The sequence below is a fragment of the Dorea formicigenerans genome, assembly GCF_025150245.1.
Taxonomy (GTDB): Bacteria; Bacillota; Clostridia; order Lachnospirales; family Lachnospiraceae; genus Dorea; species Dorea formicigenerans.
Window position 1 is genome coordinate 1,136,723 of the sequence record NZ_CP102279.1, and the last position, 24,174, is coordinate 1,160,896.

Annotated in this window: 17 protein-coding genes; 14 read left to right on the forward strand and 3 right to left on the reverse strand. The window is 33.5% G+C overall.

The features are described 5' to 3' along the window. Positions 1-44 precede the first annotated feature (44 nt). Positions 45-1,874: a GBS Bsp-like repeat-containing protein gene (locus NQ560_RS05675; protein WP_005331748.1), complete on the forward strand. Its 1,830-nt coding sequence runs from the start codon at positions 45-47 to the stop codon at positions 1,872-1,874. A 3-nt stretch (positions 1,875-1,877) separates the two neighbouring features. After that, positions 1,878-2,288 carry a GtrA family protein gene (locus tag NQ560_RS05680; protein ID WP_005331747.1) on the forward strand — a complete coding sequence of 137 codons (411 nt, stop codon included), beginning with the start codon at positions 1,878-1,880 and terminating at the stop codon, positions 2,286-2,288. 151 nt (positions 2,289-2,439) lie between these two features. Here the strand turns inward: NQ560_RS05680 and NQ560_RS05685 are convergent, their stop codons facing one another. The 3 genes from NQ560_RS05685 to NQ560_RS05695 are packed head-to-tail and all read right to left on the reverse strand — an operon-like array spanning position 2,440 to position 6,574. After that, entirely contained in the window at positions 2,440-3,963 is a 1,524-nt protein-coding gene (locus tag NQ560_RS05685) for a BCCT family transporter (protein ID WP_005331746.1), read from the reverse strand. After that, positions 3,964-4,824 (reverse strand): NTP transferase domain-containing protein, encoded by an 861-nt coding sequence (locus tag NQ560_RS05690; RefSeq protein WP_040015348.1) that lies wholly within the window; start codon positions 4,822-4,824, stop codon positions 3,964-3,966. It lies immediately after the preceding gene. Beyond that, a complete protein-coding gene (locus NQ560_RS05695; RefSeq protein WP_005331744.1) occupies positions 4,811-6,574 on the reverse strand; it encodes an NTP transferase domain-containing protein in 1,764 nt (587 codons plus the stop codon). The genes NQ560_RS05690 and NQ560_RS05695 overlap by 14 nt, the downstream gene beginning before the upstream one ends. Before the next feature lie 212 nt (positions 6,575-6,786). On the opposite strand from NQ560_RS05695, the gene NQ560_RS05700 reads away from it, so the two are divergent. From NQ560_RS05700 to NQ560_RS05755, 12 genes are all read left to right on the forward strand, one after another. After that, positions 6,787-8,868 (forward strand): L,D-transpeptidase family protein, encoded by a 2,082-nt coding sequence (locus NQ560_RS05700; protein WP_005331743.1) that lies wholly within the window; start codon positions 6,787-6,789, stop codon positions 8,866-8,868. Positions 8,869-8,943: 75 nt separating this feature from the next. Next, on the forward strand, positions 8,944-9,924 hold the full coding sequence (locus NQ560_RS05705) for a glycosyltransferase family 2 protein (RefSeq protein WP_005331742.1): 981 nt from the start codon (positions 8,944-8,946) through the stop codon (positions 9,922-9,924). A gap of 13 nt (positions 9,925-9,937) precedes the next feature. Next, the gene (locus NQ560_RS05710; protein WP_052302909.1) at positions 9,938-10,957 is read left to right on the forward strand and encodes a glycosyltransferase family 2 protein; all 1,020 of its coding nucleotides are present in this window, start codon (positions 9,938-9,940) and stop codon (positions 10,955-10,957) included. Between the two features lie 128 nt (positions 10,958-11,085). Next, positions 11,086-12,147 (forward strand): myosin/kinesin family protein, encoded by a 1,062-nt coding sequence (locus NQ560_RS05715; RefSeq protein ID WP_052302908.1) that lies wholly within the window; start codon positions 11,086-11,088, stop codon positions 12,145-12,147. A 97-nt stretch (positions 12,148-12,244) separates the two neighbouring features. Next, positions 12,245-13,654, forward strand: coding sequence for an oligosaccharide flippase family protein (locus NQ560_RS05720; RefSeq protein ID WP_005331739.1), 1,410 nt, complete (start codon positions 12,245-12,247; stop codon positions 13,652-13,654). Positions 13,655-13,673: 19 nt separating this feature from the next. Beyond that, positions 13,674-14,804: a glycosyltransferase family 2 protein gene (locus NQ560_RS05725; protein ID WP_005331738.1), complete on the forward strand. Its 1,131-nt coding sequence runs from the start codon at positions 13,674-13,676 to the stop codon at positions 14,802-14,804. Positions 14,805-14,924: 120 nt separating this feature from the next. Next, complete coding sequence (locus NQ560_RS05730) at positions 14,925-18,434, forward strand: N-acetylmuramoyl-L-alanine amidase (protein ID WP_052302907.1); 3,510 nt, start codon at positions 14,925-14,927, stop codon at positions 18,432-18,434. A gap of 44 nt (positions 18,435-18,478) precedes the next feature. Continuing rightward, positions 18,479-19,297: a glycosyltransferase family 2 protein gene (locus NQ560_RS05735; protein ID WP_005331735.1), complete on the forward strand. Its 819-nt coding sequence runs from the start codon at positions 18,479-18,481 to the stop codon at positions 19,295-19,297. Further along, positions 19,298-19,990, forward strand: coding sequence for a glycosyltransferase family 2 protein (locus NQ560_RS05740; RefSeq protein WP_005331734.1), 693 nt, complete (start codon positions 19,298-19,300; stop codon positions 19,988-19,990). Positions 19,991-20,000: 10 nt separating this feature from the next. Further along, a complete protein-coding gene (locus NQ560_RS05745) occupies positions 20,001-20,357 on the forward strand; it encodes a DUF2304 domain-containing protein (protein ID WP_005331733.1) in 357 nt (118 codons plus the stop codon). Positions 20,358-20,419: 62 nt separating this feature from the next. Further along, positions 20,420-22,357: a DUF2142 domain-containing protein gene (locus NQ560_RS05750; RefSeq protein ID WP_005331732.1), complete on the forward strand. Its 1,938-nt coding sequence runs from the start codon at positions 20,420-20,422 to the stop codon at positions 22,355-22,357. Continuing rightward, positions 22,315-24,171, forward strand: a complete 1,857-nt coding sequence (locus NQ560_RS05755) for a glycosyltransferase family 2 protein (RefSeq protein WP_005331731.1) — start codon at positions 22,315-22,317, stop codon at positions 24,169-24,171. The genes NQ560_RS05750 and NQ560_RS05755 overlap by 43 nt, the downstream gene beginning before the upstream one ends. Positions 24,172-24,174: the final 3 nt, after the last annotated feature.

The window sequence follows — 24,174 nt, forward strand, 5'->3', positions numbered from 1 at the left end:
TCATGGAAGTTTGACAGGTGTTTGTGGAGTAGAAAGAATTTTATATGGAAAAGAATACAAAGGATAAAAAATGGTTAAAAATCACAGGTGCAGTGTGTTCATTTATTATTATAACAGTAGCTGTTTTAATATGCTTCAGCATAAAATGGATGTTTGATACGTGGACGAATCTTTCGATGGAAGAGCTGGTCTATCATCTGACAGCACCGTTAGAAGGAACGAATGAAGAAATGATCTGGCAGTATGTCAGGGTTTGTGTGGTGCCGACCGTTCTGATTATGGCTGGAATCAGCGCATTGGTAGTTTTTGGACGTAAGAAAGAAAAACCATATTGGAGAGTTATTGCCGGAGCAGTTGTTATCTCAGTTTTAGCGCAGACTTGTTCTGTATATGGAGCATGGAAAAAACTGGACATAGGCGGCTATATGGCAAACCAGGGAGAAGTATCTACATTTATCGATGATAATTATGTGGATCCAAGAAGTGTGGAGATTACTTTCCCAGAGCAGAAGAGAAACTTGATTTACATTTTCCTTGAATCCATGGAAACAACTTACGCGGATACAGAGAATGGTGGAGCATTTGAGAAAAATGTAATCCCGGAGCTCACAACTCTGGCTCAGGAAAATGAGGATTTTTCCGGAAAAGATGACACGGCACTGAATGGTGGATATTCTATGCCGGGAACAACCTGGACTATGGGAGCGATGTTCGGTCAGACTTCCGGTTTGCCGCTAAATATTTCTATTGACGCAAACGATATGGACACGCAGGATAATTTCTTCCCAGAGATTATTACAATCGGTGATATCCTGGAAAGTGCAGGATATTCCCAGACATTGATGTTAGGTTCTGATGCAACATTTGGCGGGAGAAGAAATTATTTCACCCAGCATGGAAATTATAATATTAAGGATTATAATTATGCAATCGAACAGGGATGGATTCCGGAAGATTACAAAGTATGGTGGGGATATGAAGACCAAAAGTTATTCAATTATGCGAAAGAAGAACTTCAGAATCTCGCTGCAGGCAGCGAACCATTCAATCTGACGCTTCTTACAGTAGATACACATTTTGAAGATGGGTATCCGTGTGAGATATGTCCAACTACATATGGGGATAATCAATATGCAAATGTTATGGCATGTTCCAGCAAGCAGGTGGATGAATTCGTAAAATGGATCCAACAGCAGGATTTTTATGAGAATACTACAATTGTAATTTCGGGAGATCACCCGACTATGGACAGTGACTTCTGCGAAGATGTAGATGAGGATTATACAAGAAAAGTGTACACCACATACATCAATGCAGAAGAGGATGCATTATCGTCACGAAGAGTATATACAACATTTGACAATTTTCCTACAACATTAGGAGCGCTTGGTGTTCAGATTGAAGGAGACAGACTGGGACTTGGAACGAATCTTTTTTCCTCTACACAGACACTGGTAGAACGCTATGGAATTGACATGGAAGAGTCCGAGCTTAAAAAGAAATCAGAGCTGATTGACAAGTTGGCAGATATAGATGAGAATAGCGAGGAACTTTTATTAAGACAAGGAAAAGTGTCAACAGGTGAAATAGCAGTCGGAGAGTATGATTATCATACCGCGGCGTTACCTGTTATTGTTTATAACATTGCAAATGATGACAGTATTGCATCTGTAACAGCAGCGGTTTGGCACAATGAAGATCAGAGTGATCTGCAATGGGTGGAGTTACCACAGAACGAAGATGGGACATATTCGACAAATGTGAATATTGCTAATTTTAATTTTGTATTGGGAGAGTATCATATACACGTATATGCTGTAAACACAGACGGACAGCAGTATGTCCTCGGAGAAGGAATGGGAAGTGTGCAATAAAAGATGAAAAATATAAAACAGTATTTAGACTTGACTTTTTGGAAATTTATTTTAGTTGGAATTATAAACACACTTGTGGGGACAACAGTAATGTTCGTAGCATATAATCTGTGCCATCTGAATTACTGGGTATCGTCAGCATCCAATTATGTTGTGGGCAGTATTGTGAGTTACTTTTTAAATAAATATTTTACCTTTCAGGATAAGAAAAAATCCTGGAGACAGGTGGGAATATTTGTAGTTAATATTACGATCTGCTACTTGCTGGCATATGGTCTGGCAAAACCATTTGTCAACTGGATACTCGCCGGACAAGCTACAGTTGTTCGTGATAATGTATCGATGTTGGTCGGAATGGGAGCATTTGTAGTGTTCAATTATTTGGGACAGAGGCTGGTAGTTTTTAAAAGATAAGTTTGTATTACATTATGAGGGAAAAGGAAAAGAGTAGACGAATTTGTTAAATAGTGTACTTATGATAAAAGAAATGGCCGCAAAAGCGGCCATTGTCCGGCTATTTTAAATTTTTAGTTGTTTCTGGGGTAGTGGAAAAATGAAGTGGTAATTAATTTTTACTTTTTGTGATATATTCTTTTATATCTTTGAAGAATCCAGCAATCATTATTATCATGATAATTCCAATCGGAAATGCTGAGATAATACTGATGCTTTGTATATTGTTCATGGAACTTTCAGAGAAGACCAGTGCAATTGGAAGTACTATTAATAATACACACCACAGTAATTCAATTAGTTTATGAGGATGCTCATTTTCTCCAAGTTCTTTATAACTATAGCAAGCAGCTGTATAAGCAATTGAATCAAATGAGGTAGCATAAAATGCAATCATACATAAAACAGTGATTACAAGAATTACTTTTGAAATTGGCATTGTATCGATAATATTTAGTATCAATCCATAGAGATCTCCATCTGTAGCATACTGTGCAATAAAATCTGTAGCTCCACTTGTCTGAATTCCGAGACCGTAATTTCCAAGCACAATAAAACTTATGATTGTTGAACCAACACCGAAAACATAACCTCCAAGAATAGTCTGTTTAATTGTTCTTCCGCGTGAGATATTTCCAATAAAAAACGGAGCAGCAACAGACCATACCATCCAGTAAGCCCAATAATAAATGGTCCAGTCTTGAGGAAAGTTATTTGTACGTTCCGGATCAGTATAGGTACATAATCCAATAAAATTCTGAAACATTTTTCCTAAACTTTGGAAACCATTCTCAACAATAAATTTTCCCTGTCCTCCAGTAACTAAAACAATTAGCAAAAGACCAAAGAAAAGGTAAATACAGAGTTTGGCTAAAAAGCTGATTCCCTTAAATCCATGCAATACAGCATATGTATATACAACACAGGTGATAAGAAGAATAATAATTGTAACAACAGTTCTACTAAGCGTAATGCCAAATAATTTTACAATAATTGCAGCTAAAAGTGGGGTGGCTACACTGAAAGTAGTGGCTGTACCAGCTAAAAGTGCAAACAATGCAAATAAATCAATGATACGTCCGAGAATTCCATCGGCCTGTTTTCCAATAATCGGGCGGCAGGCTTCAGAATAGCGCTGTCGATTTCTTTTTTTAACATGCAGCATAAATCCAAATACAACTGCAAGTACAAGATAAAATGCCCATGGAATAAAGCTCCAGTGAAACAGTGGGAAAACACCAGCCCATTCCGTGACTGAACCAAGTTCCTCAAGGTGAGGATTTGTTGCATACATGACCCATTCAGCAAATGAATAGAATAAGATATCTGCTGCCAGACCACATGTAAACATCATGCTTCCCCACACAAAAAAGGAATACTTTGGTTTTTCATTTGGCTCACCAAGAACTACATTTCCATATTTGGAAAAGGATAGGAAAATGGAAATCACTAATACCCCTATACCAATAATTAAATAATAGATTCCCATTGTGTTCCCAAAGAAATATCGGACTTTGCTGATAATATCATTTGATGCGTCTGGGAAGGCGAAGAGTACACCTGCCAATGCCATAATTATGATAAATGGCGCTAAGGTAATTAACCAGTCTATTCTACTGCTTTTTAATTTGTTCATTTAAATTTCCTCCAATTTCTGAGTGGCATAATAATATTTATAGTTCTGTCCAGCATGAAAGGCAAAACCCGCTGCTGCGTTATTTTTATCTTTAAAAGCTTTTATTTCTTTTATCTGCCCTTCGTTGATACCTAAATTAGTAGCAATTTTTTTTAATATTTCTGACCGGGTGTTTGTTGTGTACGACTGGTCAAAAATTCGAAGTTCATCCAAAGTATCGAATTCAAAAATGAAATCCGATGGATATTTACGAATCTTCATTTGAAGTTCGGCAATGTGTTCAATATAAATGGATTCCCACAGTTTATCAGCGGTTTCTGGATTGTTATATTCATTTTCAAGGATTGATAAAAACTTTTTACTGAATTCTTGTGCCCAAAATACATGACCAAGCATTACCCAGGAATTGTTACCGCCGACAACGACATTTTGTATTATACCGTCCTTTTCGGTGATGCACCATTCTTCAGTTCTTCCGTTTATGTACACTGCTGAATAGTAGCTGGCATCAACTTCAGTTTCAAATGGATTTTCGAGAAAGTAATTATCGGAGGAACAGATATAGCTGTTTTTTAAATAATTTCTGGCGGCATAAATACTGGAATTATTGTTACGGATTAAATAATCCGGATTGTGAATGAGAATTACTTTATATTTTTCTTTTAGATATTCAAATTGTTCTGCCATATATCCAGTGATTATAACAATCTCTTCAATTCCAGCTTCTCGAAGTTGGCGGATCTGTCGTTCGATTAAGATTTCTCCCCGGACTTCGATTAATGCTTTGGGTCTTTCAAATGATAACGGTGCAAAACGACTTGATGTTCCTGCTGCCATAATAATTGCATTATCTACCTTCATTTGTCTCCTCCATAAAAATTTTATAGTAATCTTTAGCATATCGATACTGGCGTAAAGAATATTCTCCAAAATCTACACCAAGGTTGCGTTTGTATTCACACCAGTTGCTCCAAAGAAGTCCACCAGCAGCGATGTAACAATAGATTTTAATTCTTGTTTCTTTGTTACAGCCTTCAGTAAAGTACATTCCGATTAATTCGTCAATCTGTTCTTTGTTATAAAGCGAATAGATAGCAAACATTGCGATATCAACATGAGGATCTTGCATTCCGGCATATTCCCAATCAATAAGCCGGATATCTTCCTGACCTTGGTCATCTGTGACAAACAGGAAGTTGTCAGGAACTGCATCAATATGAGTTAATACTTTTTCTGCAATATGTGCATCAATATAAGATTTCAAAGACAATACATTGTCTTTTGTTTTCTGATAATCTCTATAGATAGAAGGTTTCCCATTCCAGAGATTTTCATAAAAATTAATTTGACCAAAGATATCGAAATCATGGTCAACTGATAAATGCATTTCATGAAATTGACGGAGTCGATTCATACATTTTTGTACATCATTTTGATCATTTGGATTACAAACTCTTGCGTGGTTAAAAAATTTTGTGATCTTATAACCATTTTCCGGATTAATATATTCAATGTCATCACAGAGATGCTTATCTTGGATAACATGATAAACTTGTGCTTCTTCACGTCTGTTAATCAGTTGATCGGTTCCTTCACCGGGAATACGCATAATGTGTTTAAAACCTCCACATTCAAACAGGAAAGAACGATTTGTCATGCCTTTTTTCAGGACGGTAATGTTTGTAATCTGTTCAGTCTCTGTATGGAGCGCATCAGCAGCAATTTGCAAAACATCAGATTGCAAGTGATTAGAATTGCTGTCTAATTCACGCAACTGCTCGAAAGTATTGATTTCTACAATATTAGAAGAGAGTACCTCCCTTGCCATAACAATCATCTTATCGTGGTCGTATAAGGTCTCTTCCCAAAAACTTCCATCGTAGCGGGAATCTTTATCTAATTCTTGTAGTCGTTTCTGTACAATGGAAGCTTTATCTTTGAGCAAGTAACTGATACCAATCATGGAGTTTCCACCAGAAGAAGGAGAAATAGTTGTTAATTCCATCTTGCGATTGATACGTACAGAACTGTCATTGTCTATTAAGTCACTGACCATGTACCAGGAATAAAGTTCATGCTTAGAAAATGGATTCTGATCACACCAAATATCACAAGGAACAATATATGAATTGGATAAATAATCAGATGCCAGTTTCAAAGAATGAAGATTGTTCTTCGAGGCATATTCTGAATTTACAACTAACTCTACATTATATTCATCTATCAAGTATTCGTATTGTTCTTTCATAAAACCTACAACAACATAGATATTGTGAATATTCACTTCATGGAGTTGTTTGATGAGACGTTCAATTAATGGCTCTCCATGTACTTCTAAGAGTCCTTTAGGAACTTCTGTATTGATTGGAACCATACGCATTCCAAAACCCGCTGCCAGAATAATTGCGTTTTTAGGCGCGGATGCATTTATCATATCCAAAGCTTTTTTGGTTGGCTGTATTTCTTCATCTATATACCCTTCCTGGAGTAAATTTTTAATAGAACGATTAACAACTCCGAGAGAGTGACCGGATGTTTCAGCCAGTTTTCTTTGGTTTGTATAAGTAAAAGATATAATGCTGTTCAAAATATCACATTCCTGAATGTTCATGTACTAGCCTCCTTTATACAATATGAACAAAACTGATTTTACTATAAAAAAATGAGGATGTCAATAAATAATATGGTCGGAACTGCAGAAACACAGAAGGAAAACACAGAAGTTGTTGTATGAAAGTAGGTTAATCTTGAAAAGCATAAAAGTGTAGGATATAATGTATATAATTAAATAAAATGAACGGAAGATGAGAGGGAGGTAAGTGAATGAAAAGAAAGTCGATAATATATTTAGGAGTAGCGTTGATATCTTTTGTGCTGTTGAATGGAAATGTACGAGCAGAAGAAAACATTCAGCTGACAGATACAGATATCGAATCTATAGGAGATAACGATGCTGTGAAATCTGAAATGCACTTCGGTTGGTTATTAGTTGATTCGAAATGGTATTATTTTGAAGAGCCGAATATGGAACATCCAGGTGAAATGGTAAAAGATTGTGTGATGACAATTGGGGATGGTACATATTTTTTTAATTCTAATGGATGTATGTTAACAGGTTGGATAAGAAAACCGGAAGGTTGGTATTATGCAGATGAAAGCGGTCGAATGGTTAAAGGGTGGAAATATATAAATGGAGCATATTATTATTTCGATGCAGCTAATGAAGAACATCCAGGATTGATGTTATGTGATGGAAAGTATGAAATAGAAGGAGACACATATTTCTTCGAAGGCGGCGGCTGCATGTTGAGAGGTTGGATAAGAGAACCAGAAGGATGGTATTATGCAGATGACAGTGGTCGGATGGCAAAAGGCTGGAGATATATAAATGGAGCATATTACTATCTCAATGGAGAGAATGCAGAATATCCAGGACTAATGTTATGTAACGGAAGATATGACATAGATGGAGACTCCTATTTCTTTGAAGGTGGAGGTTGCATGCTGACAGGATGGCAAAGGAAACCGGAAGGCTGGTATTATGCGGATGCGAGTGGACGAATAGCAAAAGGCTGGAGATATATAAATGGCGCATATTACTATCTTAATGGAGAGAATGCAGAATATCCAGGACTGATGTTATGTGACGGAAGATATGACATAGATGGAGATTCCTATTTCTTTGAAGGCGGAGGTTGCATGCTGACAGGATGGCAGAGGAAACCGGAAGGTTGGTATTATGCAGATGCGAGTGGACGAATAGCAAAAGGCTGGAGATATATAAATGGTGCATATTACTATCTCAATGGAGAGAATGCAGAATATCCAGGACTGATGTTATGCAACGGAAGATATGACATAGATGGAGATTCCTATTTCTTTGAAGGCGGAGGCTGTATGCTGACAGGATGGCAGAGAAAACCAGAAGGCTGGTATTATGCAGATGCGAGTGGACGAATAGCAAAAGGCTGGAGATATATAAATGGTGCATATTACTATCTTGATGGAGAAAATGCAGAACACCCAGGGTTAATGATTTCTCAATGCAAACGAAAAATTGGTGACTATGAATATGTTTTTGAAGCTGATGGAAGAATGAAAACTGGGTGGTCAAAAGAAAATGGAGCATGGTACTATTATGATCAATCAGGGTTACTGGCTACTGGTTGGAGAAGTGTAAATGGAGCATGGTATTACCTTGACCCTGAAAACAATAAAATGGTGGAGGGATGTTGGAAAAAAATAAATGATTCTTGGTATTTTTTACAATCTGGCGGTGCAATGGCTCAAAACTGGCTTGAATTAAATGGTAATTGGTATTATATGGCAACAGATGGAGCTATGAAAACGGGGTGGCAGCTAGTTGGTGGCACTTGGTATTATTTATATACCTTAAATGATTCGCATGGCGGAAGTGAAGGTGTTATGGCTCGGAATACATATATTGATGGATATTACTTAAGTAGCAGTGGAGCTATGATGACTCGGGAACAGTCGCTTATGGCAAGCAGAGCACAAATGTATTCCAGCAATACAGAATGGTTGGTGTTAGTAGATCGTGCAAGTTGTAAGGTTGGAGTATTTCGTGGTGCTAAAGGGATGTGGAATCTGGTAAATTATTGGGATTGCTCACCAGGAAAAGATTCAACTCCAACGGTATCAGGAGTATTTCGTGTAGGAATCAGAGGGTACTACTTTGATTCAGGTAATGCAAGATGCTATTGGTACACTCAATTTTATGGTAATTATTTGTTCCATAGTGTATTGTATAGTAAGTATAATGGAAGCTTGATAGATGGCAGGCTGGGAATGCATTTGTCGCATGGTTGTGTAAGAATGGATATTAATAATGCAAAATGGATATATGATACAATACCGAGTGGAAGTACTGTGGTTGTATATTAATTTATAAGTGAAAACAAAAGTGGTCTGGTGAAAAATACAGGTCACTTTTGGCGTTGTAAGAAAAAAGGAGAGTGTATGGTTAAAGTTAGTGTAATAATACCGATATATAATGTTGAAAAATATTTGAAAAGATGTTTACAAAGTGTAGTTCGACAGACATATGTAGATTATGAAGTTATTTGCGTTAATGACTGTAGTCCGGATAATAGTCAGTTTATAATTGATGAGTACGAAAAAAGATATCCTCAACTTATCAAAAGTTATATTAATGAAGAAAATTTAGGACTGGGAAAAACACGTGAGGTGGGAATAAACAATTCAAATGGACAATATTTGATGTTTATAGATAGTGATGATTATATAGCACCTGATTATATAGAAACATATTATAACGCTATGCAAAAAGGCAAGTACGATGTAGTTATAGGTGGATATACCAGGGACTTAGAAGGAAAGTTAAAAAAACATTTTGCCAAACATAGTATATGGAGTTTAGCTACATATCCTATTGCGTGTGCAAAAATGTATAGAAAAGAGTTTTTATTAAAAAATCAGGTAAAATTTTCAACAATTCGTTGTGGAGAAGATATATATTTTAGTATGGCACTATATTGTGCAAACCCTCAATATAAAGTGATAGATTATTGTGGATATCATTATTATTATAATAGGGAATCTATTACAGGTTCAATGAATTATGAAAAAAATCATGAAAAATTCATAGTGAGTATCTTTAATGAATTTATGGAAAATTATGACATATATAATTTGAAAATGAAAGATAGAAAAGTGATAGAATATGTATATATTGCTAATATGGTAAATGCTTTGATTACATATGGCCATGGTGGTGGAATACGAAGAATGAAGGAGAAGTATGAGTATTGGATAAAAGACATGAAAAAGCGGTTTCCACAATATAGAAAGAACCCATATGTAGGAATATTAAAACCAAAAGGACAGACTTGGAAAATAAAATTGGGCGTTGGTTTGATTGGTGATTTGGAAAAAATTCATTGTGCAAAACCGTTACTATATATAATTTCGTTGGTATAAAAAGGAGATAAGATTGGAAACTTGTAAAGTAACAGTGATTGTTGCGGTGTATAATGCAGCAAGATACCTGGAAAGATGCGTAAATAGCATATGTTTGCAAACATATAAGAATTTGGAAATCATTTTGGTGAATGATGGGTCAACAGACAATTCTGGAGAAATATGCGATGATTTTGCAAAAAATGATAAACGAGTATTAGTGATTCATCAATCAAATAAAGGAGTCTCCGCAGCGCGTAACATAGGAATTAATAGAGCGCATGGAGAATATATGATGTTTGTTGATGCAGATGACTTCTTAGAGAGAAGAATGATAAGTTTATTAATAAAGCATGTTGAAGACAACTACTTAACTATCTGCGGATATTACATAGACATCGAAAAAAATGAAATTGAAAGTTCAAAGAAAATGTTATATGAACAAGTAAATGTATCAAAAGTTAATAAAGAAAAAGTGGTGGATGTATATAAAAAAGGTTTGCTAAGTTCTGTGTGGAATAAAATGTATTTGACAAGAATAATAAGAAATAGTGGATTATTCTTTTTGGATAATTTGAGTTTGGGGGAAGATGCACTATTTAATTTGAAGTATATAACAGTTTCAAATTGTGATTTTATTATACTAAATGAACCTTTGTATCATTATGTTAAGAGAAAAAATGAAAGCTTAAATCAGAAGTATCGTTCGGATTTCTTTGAAATACAAATAAAATTATTTGAAAGTATAATTGATTTTGGAAATAATGTTCGTATTAGTAAAGATGATATGAATGAATTAAATTGTCTTTATTTTAATGCGTTGGTGGTAGCAATAGACAATTTGTATTGTAATCGTAAAAAGATGACATCTGCAGAGTATAATGCTAAAATGAATTGTTTGAAGAATGAAAAAATATATAAAAGATTAATCAAAGGGATAAATGGGAAAGATAAAGTGATATGTTTTATTCGTTATCAACTGATAAAAAGTGGAGCATTTGTTGTAGATTGGAAAATTAGAGAGGTAATAAAAAGAAAACTTGGAGTGGAATGATATATAATATATAAGAAAGTAGATAACCAGTTAAGATGAATAAATATAGAGAGTATTGTATTAAATGTGATATAGGAGATAGATAGGAAACAGATAGAGTTGTTGTCCAAGAATGGAAGGAGTCATAAGTGAAAACGGATTGCTGTGAAAACAAATTAATTATACCAACAGGATATATGGGGTCGGGTTCATCAGCTATTACAGATTTAATATGTGAATTTGATGGATATGAAGCCGATAATGGAACTTTTGAATATGTGTTTTTACATTGCCCTGATGGATTGTTTGATCTTGAGGATAAGCTTTTGATAGGAAATAATTCGATGAGAAGTGACGAGGCAATTAGAAGTTTTGAAAAAAGAATGTATGAACTGTATAGTAACAAATATTGGTGGGTAGCAAATTATAAAAAAAGAATAGGAAGGGAATTTTGGAAATATACAAAAGATTTTACTGAATCATTAGTCCAATATGAATCAGAGGCATATTGGTATATGCAGGAAAGAATTGATTTTTTGAAATTTTTGAAATTAGGATTCAGAGCATTGATACGAAATGTTTCAAGGGGAAAGATAGTGATAAAAAAACCGTTGGAATATAAAATTATGCGTACGTCTTTTGTGACACCAGAAGAATTTTATGAAAAAGCTCAAAAGTATATAAATAATATATTGAAATGTATGGAAATCGAAAAAAAAAATATAATACTTGATCAGATGTTATTGCCACATAACGTTTATAGAGCGGAAAAGTATTTTGATGATAATATGGAATGCTTTGTTGTGAACAGAGATCCAAGAGATGTTTTTATTCTTAACAAATATGTATGGACAAGGAATGGAAATCCTGTTCCATTTCCAACAGATGTAAAAGAATTTTGTGGATATTATAAAAGATTGCGAGCAATAGAAAAACGGTGTGATAATATACATGTGCATATAATACAATTTGAGGATTTAATATATAAGTATGATGAAAAAGTAAATCAGATAATTGATATCTTACGATTAGATGAAACTGCACATTCAAAAAAGAAAACAATGTTTAATCCTCAAAAGAGTATCAATAACACACAATTGTTTATGTTGAATAAATATAGAGAAGAAGCTAAGATAATAGAAAGGGAACTTCCTGAATTTTTGTATGATTTTCCTTATATAAACAGTACGGATGTTGAAAAGAGCTTTTAGGCGTAAGTTATTCTATAAACTGTGCTGAATATTTTGCAAAATAGAGCATTAAAAATTAGAAATTGAACATTTAGAAAATTTGTGAGAAGAGGTAAATATGGAACAGCAGAATGATAATACACAAACGGCCAAAACCGCAATATTAAATACAGTTGCTAATTGTATCTCACTTGTTGTGGGTATGATAATGATACCGATTGTAACAAGAGTTTTGTCAACTGAACAGATGGGAATTGCTAATACATTTATATCTACAAGAAACACGGTTGTTATAATTATTACATGTTCCGTATATGCATATGTTCATAAAGCAATGATAGAATTTAAAGATGAGAAAAAGAGCTACATATTTAGTATAATTGTTTTCTCGATTCTTGCAGTTGTGATTAGCTTTTGTATAAGTCTTATTTTTAAAGAGAAGTTAATGAAGCTATTATCTTTAGATAATTTTTTATATTATTGGTTGTTCATAAGTTGCCTTGGCTTTGCATTATATAGTATAGCGGATTATTATTGTATTTTTCAAAATAAGTATTATATAGTTGCCATGATAGTGTTGAGTGTTGGACCAATTTCGCAGTTCTTATCAGTGGGACTATCCTATGTATTGGAAAATGATAAATACATTGGACGAGTTATCGGTTTGGATTTTGTATATCTGTTGGTTGCGGTCTGTTTGATTGTTTGGATGTTTGTTGGAAGAAGACCGAAATTTAAAACAAAATATGTAAAAACTACATTGGCATTTACAATTCCGATAATACCACATCTGTTATCGCAGATGGTATTGACCCAATGTGATTTAGTTATGATTTCATATTTTTGTGGTAGTAGTAAATCGGGAATTTATAGTATGGGTCATACGGTGGGCTTTTTGGCACTTACTGTGATGTCCCAGATAATGGCATCATGGTCACCATGGGTATACAGGAGAATGGAAGATAAAGAATTTAAAACGATTTTTGATAATTCGAAGTTGATAGTTTTAGTTGGAGCTTTTATTTCAATAGGGCTTTTGACGATATCAACAGAGCTTATAAAGATTTTTTTGACAGACGTGTACTCTCCGTGTATTTATATAGTTCCAACGCTTGTGGTGGCAATGTTTTTCCAGTTTATTTATATATTTGTATATGATTTTCAGTTTTTTAATAAGAAAGCAAAATCAATCGCAGCTTCATCTATAGTGGCAGCAATTTTTAATCTTATAACAAATTATATATTTATTCCGAAATTTGGATTTTTAGCTGCAGGGTTTACTACATTAGCAAGCTATTTTGTTTTACTTATGATAAATTATTTTTTTACTGTGAGAATAGGGATAAATAAAGTTTATGATATCAAACAATTGTTTGCATGGACAATTGTTGTTGGAGTATATGCATTAATATGTGTTAAATTAAAAAATGAATTTATTGTAAGATACATTATGTTTATAGGTTTTTCATTGGTATTGTTAAAAATAAAATCAAGGGATTTAATAAGACTGCTGAAAAATTTCAAATAGGACTTAGAGGTGAAAACTGATGATATTAGAAGAAAACTTAAAAGAAGTGAAAGAAAGAGATTTTTTGAAAATCTGTAATCATTACGATGATTTGGTACAGATTGAAACAAAACTTATATTTGGGAAACATTATGACGATAAAGTTTTTCTTACAATTATTCTTCCTGTGTATGATCATCCAGAGGAATTTATAAAAAGGGCTTTAGACAGTGCATTAAATCAAAATTGTAATTATAAGTATCAAATAATAGTCATAGATGATTATGCTATAGAAGAACAGACAGTTACTGAAAAATATGTAAGAAAATTAAATGATTCGAGAGTAATATATTACAAAAATATGAAAAATATGGGAGTGTTTGGAAATTGGAATAGAGCAATTTTACTTGCAAAATCTGAGTGGATATGTTTTTTACATAGTGATGATTTTTTAAAGGATAATTATTTACAGAATATGTATGATATTGTAAGAAGTCATCCGGATATAGATCAATTAGCGTGCAATTATAAAAAACTTGATTTTTTAAATGGAGAGGTTGATGTACAAAGTGAAATACACGGTACTTCAGGCAAAAGAAAACTTAGAAAGGTAAAGTATACAGAGTATTTATATGAAATGAAAACATCTGTAAAAGGATCGTTTTATAAAAGAGATAAGTTGATAGAGATAGGTGGATTTAGAAGTCAAGGAGATGGAATTGGACTTGATGATTATCCACTTATGATGAAATTCGCTTATTACTTCAATACTTATTTACTTGAAGAAGAACTATATTTAAATTCATGGGCATGCAATGACAGTTTAAATACTAAGCATTGGTACCCAGAGCTCGTTGAAAACTATTATATGTGGTTATATTTTGCAAAAAAAGAAAAAAATATAAAAAGATTTTTTTATGAAAAAGCTGCGAAATATCTATTATTGGAACGTGCTAGAATTTACAAATCTGGAAAAAGTTGGGTAGGAGTTCCGATTAAAGTTGATTATGGAGAATTAAAACATGATTGTGAGTTAACCAATATAGACATAAATCGCCTTTTGGAAGCTATTTCATTTGTCATGGTTTATATATTTCAAAAACAAAAAAATAGAATTGGAATTGAAGAGTTAGTTAACATAGAAGAAATGAAAACTGGTGATAGTGAGTAAAAAATAGCATTTCAGAGATTATATGCTATCTGAAAGATTTAGAAATAAGATAGTGTAAATATAGATGAAAAAATTATCACACATTTATAATATAGACATAATAATGGAGGAAAGTGGATTTTGAAAAGACTAAAAAAAATTAATAAGAGAATATGTGCAGCCGTGATGATTATCGCTATGGGATTATCAATGATATCAGGAACGAGAGTATTGGCGGCAGAAGAAATGAATACTGATACAAAGCGAGAAGATGAATCGGAGATTATTACACAACCAGAAGAAACAGAGGTAACAAATCCAGAGACAGAAACAAAAGAAGAGACTATTAATGAAAATATAGATAAAAACATTTCGAATGATGATAAAATAACAGAAGATATTGCACTGGAAGTACAGAAACCTATGATACAGTATGTTTATGTTGAAAAGCCTAATTTACAAGTAGGAGAAAAACAGAAAATCGTAGTTTCATTTTCAGAAAATATAGATGCTGATGAAGTGGTTCTGTTATATCAAAAAGAAAATTCATTAGATGTCTTGGAAACAAATGTGACTAATGAAGAGGATGGGGCAAAAGAATTTGATATTTTATTTCCAAATGAATCAGATATGGGAACATATTATATTCAAGGAGTAAAAATATATAATGGAAGTGAAGAGATAGTATACAATTTTAAAGAAATAGGAATCGATGCTAAATTTGGAGTAGAAGAATATTGTGAAACAGAACCAGATGCAATAGTGGAGAATGCTGATAATTCAACAGCAGTCTCCGATGAGGTGGGAATTTCAGTAATGTCTTTAGATGATGAAGGCAATATTGAGGATAATACAGAAGTAGAAGAAAGTGTAAATAAAGAAATAAACAGCGAAAATGATATTGCAGTTTATTCTGAGAATACAGAAAAAACTGCAAAGCCGTATGTCATTGTTTTGGATCCAGGACATGGAGGGTACGATGGAGGTGCAAACGGTAATGGAGTAAATGAAAAAGATTTAACATTAAAAATAGCTAAATACTGTAAAAAATATTTAGAGCAACAAGGAAACGCTAAAGTATATATGACTAGGAACGATGATACATATGTTAGTTTGGCAGGGAGAGTAGACTATGCAGCTAGTGTTAATGCGAATCTTTTTGTAAGTATTCATTTGAATTCAGGAGGGGGACATGGAGCGGAAGTATATTATCCTAATAGTAATTATCGCTCAGATATTGGAAGTGAAGGAAAAACATTGGCACAAAGTGTACAAGATGAGTTAATTGCACTTGGAATTTATAGTAGGGGGATAAAAATAAGAAATAGTCAAGATTCAAAGTATCCGGATGGTTCGACACAAGATTACTATGCTGTAATTCAGCGGAGCAAACGTGCAGGATTTCCGGGGATTATAATTGAGCATGCGTTTATTGATAGCACTAATGATTTTTCAGCTTTTTTGAATTCAGACGAAAAACTGGAACGATTGGGAAAAGCTGATGCAACGGGAATATTAAAATATCTTGGAATTGGTAAAGGAGAGTGGAAACAAGAAAACAACGGTTGGAGATATCAGTATACATCAGGGGAATTTGCGATTAATAAATGGGAGTACATAGATGGATTTTGGTATTTTTTTGATGGAAACGGGTATAGACAAACGGGGTTTGTAGAAATTGCAGGAATCATTTATCATTTTGATAGTGATGGTAAAATGTCAATTGGTTGGGAAAAAATAAATGGCAAATATTATTATTTTAGCTCATCTGGTGCAAAACAAACTGGTTGGGTGAAACCATATGATACCTGGTATTATCTGAATCAGGATGGAGTGATGCAGACGGGGTGGCTGAGATTTACAGATGTAACATATTATCTAGATGAGTCAGGAGCATTAGTAGAAGGCTGGAGATGGATAGACGGGAAATGCTATTACTTTAAATCCGGAGGTTCCATGGCAAGAGATACATGGATTGGTGACAGCTATGTAGATAAAGATGGAGTATGGATAAAAGGCAAAGTAAAAGAAAATGAATGGGTACAAGTAGGAAATGAGAAATGGTATCGTCATGCAGATGGAAGTTATACGAGGTCAAACTGGGAAAAGATAGATGGAAAGTGGTACTTTTTTGATCAGAATGGCTGGCTAAAGAGAAGCTGCTGGGTAAAGCCATATGATACATGGTATTATGTGGATTCCGAAGGGGTGATGCAGACGGGCTGGTTAAAGTTAACAGAAGGAACGTATTATCTGGATGAATCCGGAGCATTAGTAGAAGGCTGGAGATGGATAGACGGGAAATGCTATTACTTTAAATCCGGAGGTTCCATGGCAAGAGATACATGGATTGGTGACAGCTATGTAGATAAAGATGGAGTATGGATAAAAGGCAAAGTAAAAGAAAATGAATGGGTACAAGTAGGAAATGAGAAATGGTATCGTCATGCAGATGGAAGTTATACGAGGTCAAACTGGGAAAAGATAGATGGAAAGTGGTACTTTTTTGATCAGAATGGCTGGCTAAAGAGAAGCTGCTGGGTAAAGCCATATGATACATGGTATTATGTGGATTCCGACGGGGTGATGCAGACGGGGTGGCTGAGATTTACAGATGTAACATATTATCTAGATGAGTCAGGGGCATTAGTAGAAGGCTGGAGATGGATAGACGGGAAATGCTATTACTTTAAATCCGGAGGTTCCATGGCAAGAGATACATGGATTGGTGACAGCTATGTAGACAAAGATGGAATATGGATAGAAGGAAAAACGAAAAATCAGGCTCAGTGGATAAAAGTAGGAAATGAGAAATGGTATCGTCATGCAGATGGAAGTTATACAAGGTCAAACTGGGAAAAGATAGATGGAAAGTGGTACTTTTTTGATCAGAATGGCTGGCTGAAAAGAAGCTGCTGGGTAAAACCATATGATACATGGTACTATGTGGATGCAGAAGGAGTGATGCAGACAGGCTGGTTAAAATTAACAGAAGGAACGTATTATCTGGATGAATCTGGAGCATTAGTAGAAGGTTGGAGAGTTATTGATGACACAATGTATTATTTCCGTTCTGGAGGCTCTTTACGTTACAGTGGTGTGACGACAATTATGGGAACTAGTAGATTGGGATCTACTAAAAATACTGTTGTGGACAAACTGGAAAAAATGTATTTAAAGAGTGGCAGAATATATCCTGCATATTATTCACAATATGGTGGAGCGACTACAATTAGAGAATTTTGTGAAATAATATATGAAGAAGCTACAGATGAAAATATAAAACCTGAAGTAGTATTTGGACAAGCCATGAAAGAGACAGGTTATTTACAATTTGGAGGAGATGTTCAGATAGAGCAGTTTAATTTTGCCGGATTAGGGGCAACTGGAAATGGTGTACATGGAAACAGTTTTGCTAATATTAGAGAGGGAATACGTGCTCAGGTACAACATTTGAAAGCATACGCATCTAAAGATTCTTTGAATCATGATTGTGTAGATGTGCGCTTTGGATATGTGAATAGGGGGAGTGCGCCATATGTAGAGTGGCTTGGAATAAAGGAAAATCCTAATAAAGCAGGCTGGGCTGCAAGTAGTGAATATGGAATAGATTTAGTTGAAAAATATATTAGCCCAATGTATAAACTATAGGAGAGGAGTTTTAGTTAGCGAATAATTAACTAATTGTATGGAATATGAAGCATGTATTTGTAATTTGCGCATATAAGGAAAGCCCGTATTTAGAGGAATGTATAAATTCATTGATAAGACAAACGAAAAAGAGTAATATTATTATTGTTACATCTACACCTAATCCATATATACATAATATGGCTAATAAGTATGAAATAGATTATTATGTAAATGAGGGACAAGGTGGAATTACACAGGATTGGAATTTTGGATATAAATGTGCTTTAGAAAAATATCATAGTGAATATATTACGATAGCACATCAAGATGATTTTTATGAAACGAATTATTTATCTACTGTACTAAAAGAGGCTGAAAAAGCGTCCCATCCATTAATTATATTTGGCGACTATTATGAAATTAGAAATGGCTGTAAAGTATATAAGAATCGATTACTGAAAATTAAGCGTTTGATGTTATTACCGCTTCGAATTAAAATATTACAAAAATCGAAATGGGTTAGACGAAGAATATTATCTTTAGGATCACCAATATGTTGTCCTTCAGTTACTTTTACTACCCATAATTTACCTGATGTAATATTTGAAAATCATTACCGCGCATGCGAAGATTGGGAAGCCTGGGAAAAAATTTCAAAATTGAATGGAGAATTTATATATATTTCTCGACCTGTAATGGGACATAGAATACATGAAGATTCAGAAACTACAGCAGCTATAGGTGATAATAAACGTACGAAAGAAGAATATGAGATGTTTTGCAAATTTTGGCCAAAGATGTTTGCGAGACTTTTATTAAAACAATATTCGAAAGGACAGCAATCGAACCAGTTAAATGTCGATAAGCTGAAGAAAAAATAAATGAAGAAATTAATTATTATTCCAGCATACAATGAAGAAAGCAATATTGTTAAGACAGTTACTGCAATTCAAAAAGATGCAAAAGATTTTGATTATGTGATTATTAATGATTGTTCAACAGATAGGACAAGGCAAATATGTGAGGAAAAAAAATATAATATAGTAAATCTTCCGATTAATCTTGGAATTGGAGGAGCTGTTCAAACGGGATATAAATATGCATTGGAGCATTCTTATGATGTGGCAGTTCAAGTAGACGGAGATGGACAACATGATCCGGAGTTCTTAAATAAAATGGCAGATTATTTAATAGAACATAATTTGGATATGGTAATTGGGTCTAGATTTATTGAATGTGAAGGATTTCAATCGTCTAAATTAAGAAGAATTGGAATTATTTTCTTTTCGAAGTTGATAAAATTTCTTACACGAGTAGAAATAACAGATCCGACATCTGGATTAAGAATGGTTGGAAAAAATGTAATATCACTTTTTGCATTTGATTATCCAAGGGATTATCCAGAACCAGAAAGTGTTGTTGCTGTAATACGAAGAAACATGAGAGTGGAAGAAATTCCAGTTGTTATGAAAGAGCGAGAAGGTGGAGTTTCTTCAATCTCTATGAAAAAATCTGTATATTATATGATTAAAGTAACTTTGGCGATATTAATAGAACGGATTAGAAAGTATTAGAGGTGTAAAAATGAGCGTACGACTTCAGATTATTATAGCAGTATTTATTATTGTTGCCTTAGTAGTAATCGTAAATATGATTAGAAAAAAAAGATTAGAACTTAGATATGCGTTGGCGTGGCTGCTTGTCGGTATAGGAGTATTAATATTAGATTGTTTTCCGAGTTTAATTGATTGGATAGCACAAAAATTAGGAATTGTTAATCCTGTTAATATGTTGTTTTTCTTAGGTTTTTGCTTTTCATTAATAATAATTTTTGTGTTGACGATATCAGTTTCAAGAACTTCTATTAGAATAAAACAATTGACACAGGAATTAGCTTTATTTGAAAAGCAGGAAGATGTAAAAAAGAAAAATGAATATTAGGCTTTAAAATTATGAAGTTAAATATCAACGATTAGGAATTGTTAATAGAGAAAGGTAGCTAGATGAAGAAGAGATGGAAATGCTATGTAAATAAAAAGAGCATAAAAAAATGGGGCTTGTGTATTGTTTTAGCAATAATACTGGGCTGTATGTGCTCTGGTGGGTATTCAGGAATACAGTATATCCGTGAAGGAAATAATCATTCTGTGAAAAAAATTAGTGAAAAAAATTTTCAACTAGATAATAATATTGAAGTGAATCAAGGCAATGCCGTATACCGCATAAGTGCTGATCAATCTAAAATTATAATTTCGTTTCCTGAAAAAGAATATATATCAAAGTTAAAATATGCATATACTACTTTGCAAAATACAGAAGCAAAAGTGAGGATATATGCAGAGAATTTGTATGGAAATGAAGAAGTACAGGAGAAAATCGACTATTATAATACGACACTGGCACATTCTATTGTTAATATACATTCAAAAGTGAGTAAAATAGAAATAGATTTTGAAAATATCGGAACGATTATGGAAGTATCGGATTTTGAAATATATAACGGTTTCCAATGGAATATATTTTTAACAATTTTTTTAATAATGGTTGTTTTTTTTATTACATATATGATATTTTTTAGGAATGAAAATGCTAGATATCCAGAGATTGCATTACTTATGACAATTTTAATGTTGTCAGGTTGCATATTGGTACTGCAACCTGTGACATGTACAGGGATGGATGAACAGATACATTTTATGAATGCATTTCAATTAGGAATAAAAAAAGCGCAACTTATCTCGAATGCTGCGATAGATAATGTAGTAGGAAATGCAGACTGGTTAAATTGGCATCCAATGTCAAGCTATGAAGAACATTTAGAAGAAATTCATAGTATGATTAGTTTGGGAAAAATGCCTACAGAGAATGTTGGCAGTGGATATTGGAGCATAGCGAGTGTTGGGTATATTTTTCAGACATTTTTTTTGAAAATAGGACTATTATTACATTTGCCGTTTTATATTTGTTGGCTTATGGGAAAAATGGGAAATTTGCTTTTATATGCGATAGGTATGTCTATAGCAATGTATCTATTACCGTGTGGAAAAAGAGTGTTTGCAGTTATTGCGATTGCTCCAGTTTCTTTGTTTATTTGTACAACATACACTTATGACGTGACGGTTACTGTATTTATTACTATTGGAATTAGTGTATTATTAAAGATGCTGCTAACGGAAACCAAGTTTAACAGAAAATGGCAAGTAATATATATATTATGTATGGTTATAGGGTGCTTACCTAAAGCAGTTTATGCTCCGTTAGTATTACTTGCTTGGATTGTACCAAAAGAAAAGTATAATTCAAAGAAAGAGTGCTATGTTTTTAGGGGGCTTATAATAGCATCAATGTTACTTTTAATAGCAAGTTTTGCATTACCAGTGTTGTTCCCGAGTGGAGGAAATGAAGTGGCAGGTGATTCGCGAGGTGGGAATACTAGTATAAGCGGACAAATGTCTTATGTATTAGGACAACCAGTAGCTTATGCAGTTGTTTTGGTTAGAAATATATGGAATAGCTTAGTTGATTATGTAATAGGTAGATCTATTTTTGGAATTATGGGATATGTAGGCGCAGTGACGCAACCTATCTTATTTGCTTTATTAGTTTTTGGAGTTGCATTAACAGATAATTACAAAAATAAAGATGTTAGAGATATTAAAAGTAAACATCGAATTTCGATACTTTTTTGTATTGCAATCGTACTTGCATTTATTTGGACAGCATTATATCTTTCATATACAGAAGTGGGGAATATGGTGATTGCAGGAGTACAAGCAAGGTATTATCTACCATTTATTTTCTTAATTTATTTGTGTTTTCAGAATAATAAAATAAGATGTAATGTAAAAGTAGAAAATTACCAAATGGTCGTAATGACAACATCGGGTTGTTTTGCACTATGGCAAGTCTTTTTGAATTTTATATGTACACGTATGTTATAGTAGAGTTTGGTTGGAGTATAAAAAATATAAAAAGTAGGGATATGAAAATGTCAGTAAAAAAATATATAAAAGAACAAATCGGTGCTCGTCGCTTTGATTTACATTTGTTAAAGAACTATGGTGTCTATTCAGTAAAAAAGAATTGGGAAAATCGGAGATATCATAAATGTCCATCTAAGGAGTTAATGGATGAGCTACATATACTCGATGAGCAAGAATTAAATAAGCAAAGAAGTGTGAATTTTAATAAAGAAATAAAATTTAGTATTATTACACCATTATACAATACGCCTAAAAAATTTTTGATTGAATTAATAGAATCTGTGGAAAATCAAACATATGCTAACTGGGAATTATGCTTGGCAGATGGAAGTGATAAAGAACATTCTTATGTAGGTGAATTCTGCAAAAAAAAGATGTCTAATGATGATAGAATTCAGTATCATGCGTTAGAAAAGAATGAAGGAATTTCGGATAATACAAATGAATGTATAAAACTTGCAACGGGAAATTATTATGCACTTTTAGATCATGATGACTTACTTCATCCGTCAGCTTTGTATGAAGTGTCAAAAGTAATCGAGGCAAAAGGTGCAGATTTTATTTATACAGATGAAGTGAAATTCAGAAAGAATATATATAGTATTGATAATCCGTATTATTTTAATTTAAAACCTGGATTTAGTAAATATGATTTAAGATCTCATAATTATATTTGTCATCTAACAGTTTTTAGTAAGCAATTGCTGGAATCTGAACCAGTCTTTTATAGACATGAATTTGATGGGAGTCAGGATCACGATATGGTCTTGCGTATGACGGAAAAAGCAAAAAAAATAGTGCATATTCCAAAGGTGTTATATTATTGGAGAATTCATGAGAATTCTGTTTCCATGAATTTGGAAGTGAAATCATATGCAGTAGATTCAGCATTTAGAGCAGTACAGGCGCAATTAGAGCGTAGTGGTGAAAAAGGCAAAATCAGTAATACAAAGAGTTTCCAAACGTTATATCGCATACGTTATGAAATGGCTAAGTCTCCTTTTATTTCGATTGTATTACATGGTAATTTTAGCGAGAAAAGAGTGAAAAGAGTAATTGAGAAAATTGTAGAACAAACAGATTATCCACGATACGAGGTAGTGTATTGTACAGAAAAGCCATTAAGTGACGCGGAATATAAAGGAGTTCCTCTTATTCATGTGAAAATAGATAGAACAATTGAACATAATAATGCTCAAAAGTGGAATCAGGCTATTTCAGAAGCTTCTGGAGAACATATTGTACTTTTGGATACAGATGTTTATCCGATAAATAAATATTGGCTTCAAGAAATGGTTATGTATTCTATGAAAAAGGATGTAGCAGTAGTTGGACCGAAGATACTTTATGAGGATGATAGAATTGCATATGCGGGGATTGCATTAAAAGATGATTATCCAGATAAATTATACTATTTGTGTGGTCATGATTCTATTAGAGAAATTGGTTATGAGGCTATGTTACTTCATGTGAGAAGAACTGGAATTGTTACATCTGCATGCATGATGTTTGAAAAAGAAATTTGGCATGATTTAGGTGGGTTTGATGCTCAGATGTTAGAGTATGAGGATGCAGATTTTTGCCTAAGAGCAATGAATAATATAAAAGGTGTAAATATATGGACTTGTTTTGCAAAATTATGTTCTAAAAGAGAAAATTTGTATCAGACTAAAAGTTCAAATGCAATTTCCGCGTTTGTAAAGAAATATCAGAGAATAATTGAGCAAGATGATGTTGCACATCCAGAGTGGGATAAGTTGGGATTAGTATAGGAG

Coding starts and splice junctions, on each gene's coding strand:
- NQ560_RS05675 (WP_005331748.1), top strand. CDS start 45: ATGGAAAAGAATACAAAGGATAAAAAATGGTTAAAAATCACAGGTGCA.
- NQ560_RS05690 (WP_040015348.1), bottom strand. CDS start 4,824: ATGAAGGTAGATAATGCAATTATTATGGCAGCAGGAACATCAAGTCGT.
- NQ560_RS05720 (WP_005331739.1), top strand. CDS start 12,245: ATGGAACAGCAGAATGATAATACACAAACGGCCAAAACCGCAATATTA.
- NQ560_RS05705 (WP_005331742.1), top strand. CDS start 8,944: ATGGTTAAAGTTAGTGTAATAATACCGATATATAATGTTGAAAAATAT.
- NQ560_RS05740 (WP_005331734.1), top strand. CDS start 19,298: ATGAAGAAATTAATTATTATTCCAGCATACAATGAAGAAAGCAATATT.
- NQ560_RS05735 (WP_005331735.1), top strand. CDS start 18,479: ATGAAGCATGTATTTGTAATTTGCGCATATAAGGAAAGCCCGTATTTA.
- NQ560_RS05685 (WP_005331746.1), bottom strand. CDS start 3,963: ATGAACAAATTAAAAAGCAGTAGAATAGACTGGTTAATTACCTTAGCG.
- NQ560_RS05725 (WP_005331738.1), top strand. CDS start 13,674: ATGATATTAGAAGAAAACTTAAAAGAAGTGAAAGAAAGAGATTTTTTG.
- NQ560_RS05680 (WP_005331747.1), top strand. CDS start 1,878: ATGAAAAATATAAAACAGTATTTAGACTTGACTTTTTGGAAATTTATT.
- NQ560_RS05750 (WP_005331732.1), top strand. CDS start 20,420: ATGAAGAAGAGATGGAAATGCTATGTAAATAAAAAGAGCATAAAAAAA.
- NQ560_RS05745 (WP_005331733.1), top strand. CDS start 20,001: ATGAGCGTACGACTTCAGATTATTATAGCAGTATTTATTATTGTTGCC.
- NQ560_RS05755 (WP_005331731.1), top strand. CDS start 22,315: ATGGCAAGTCTTTTTGAATTTTATATGTACACGTATGTTATAGTAGAG.
- NQ560_RS05695 (WP_005331744.1), bottom strand. CDS start 6,574: ATGAACATTCAGGAATGTGATATTTTGAACAGCATTATATCTTTTACT.
- NQ560_RS05700 (WP_005331743.1), top strand. CDS start 6,787: ATGAAAAGAAAGTCGATAATATATTTAGGAGTAGCGTTGATATCTTTT.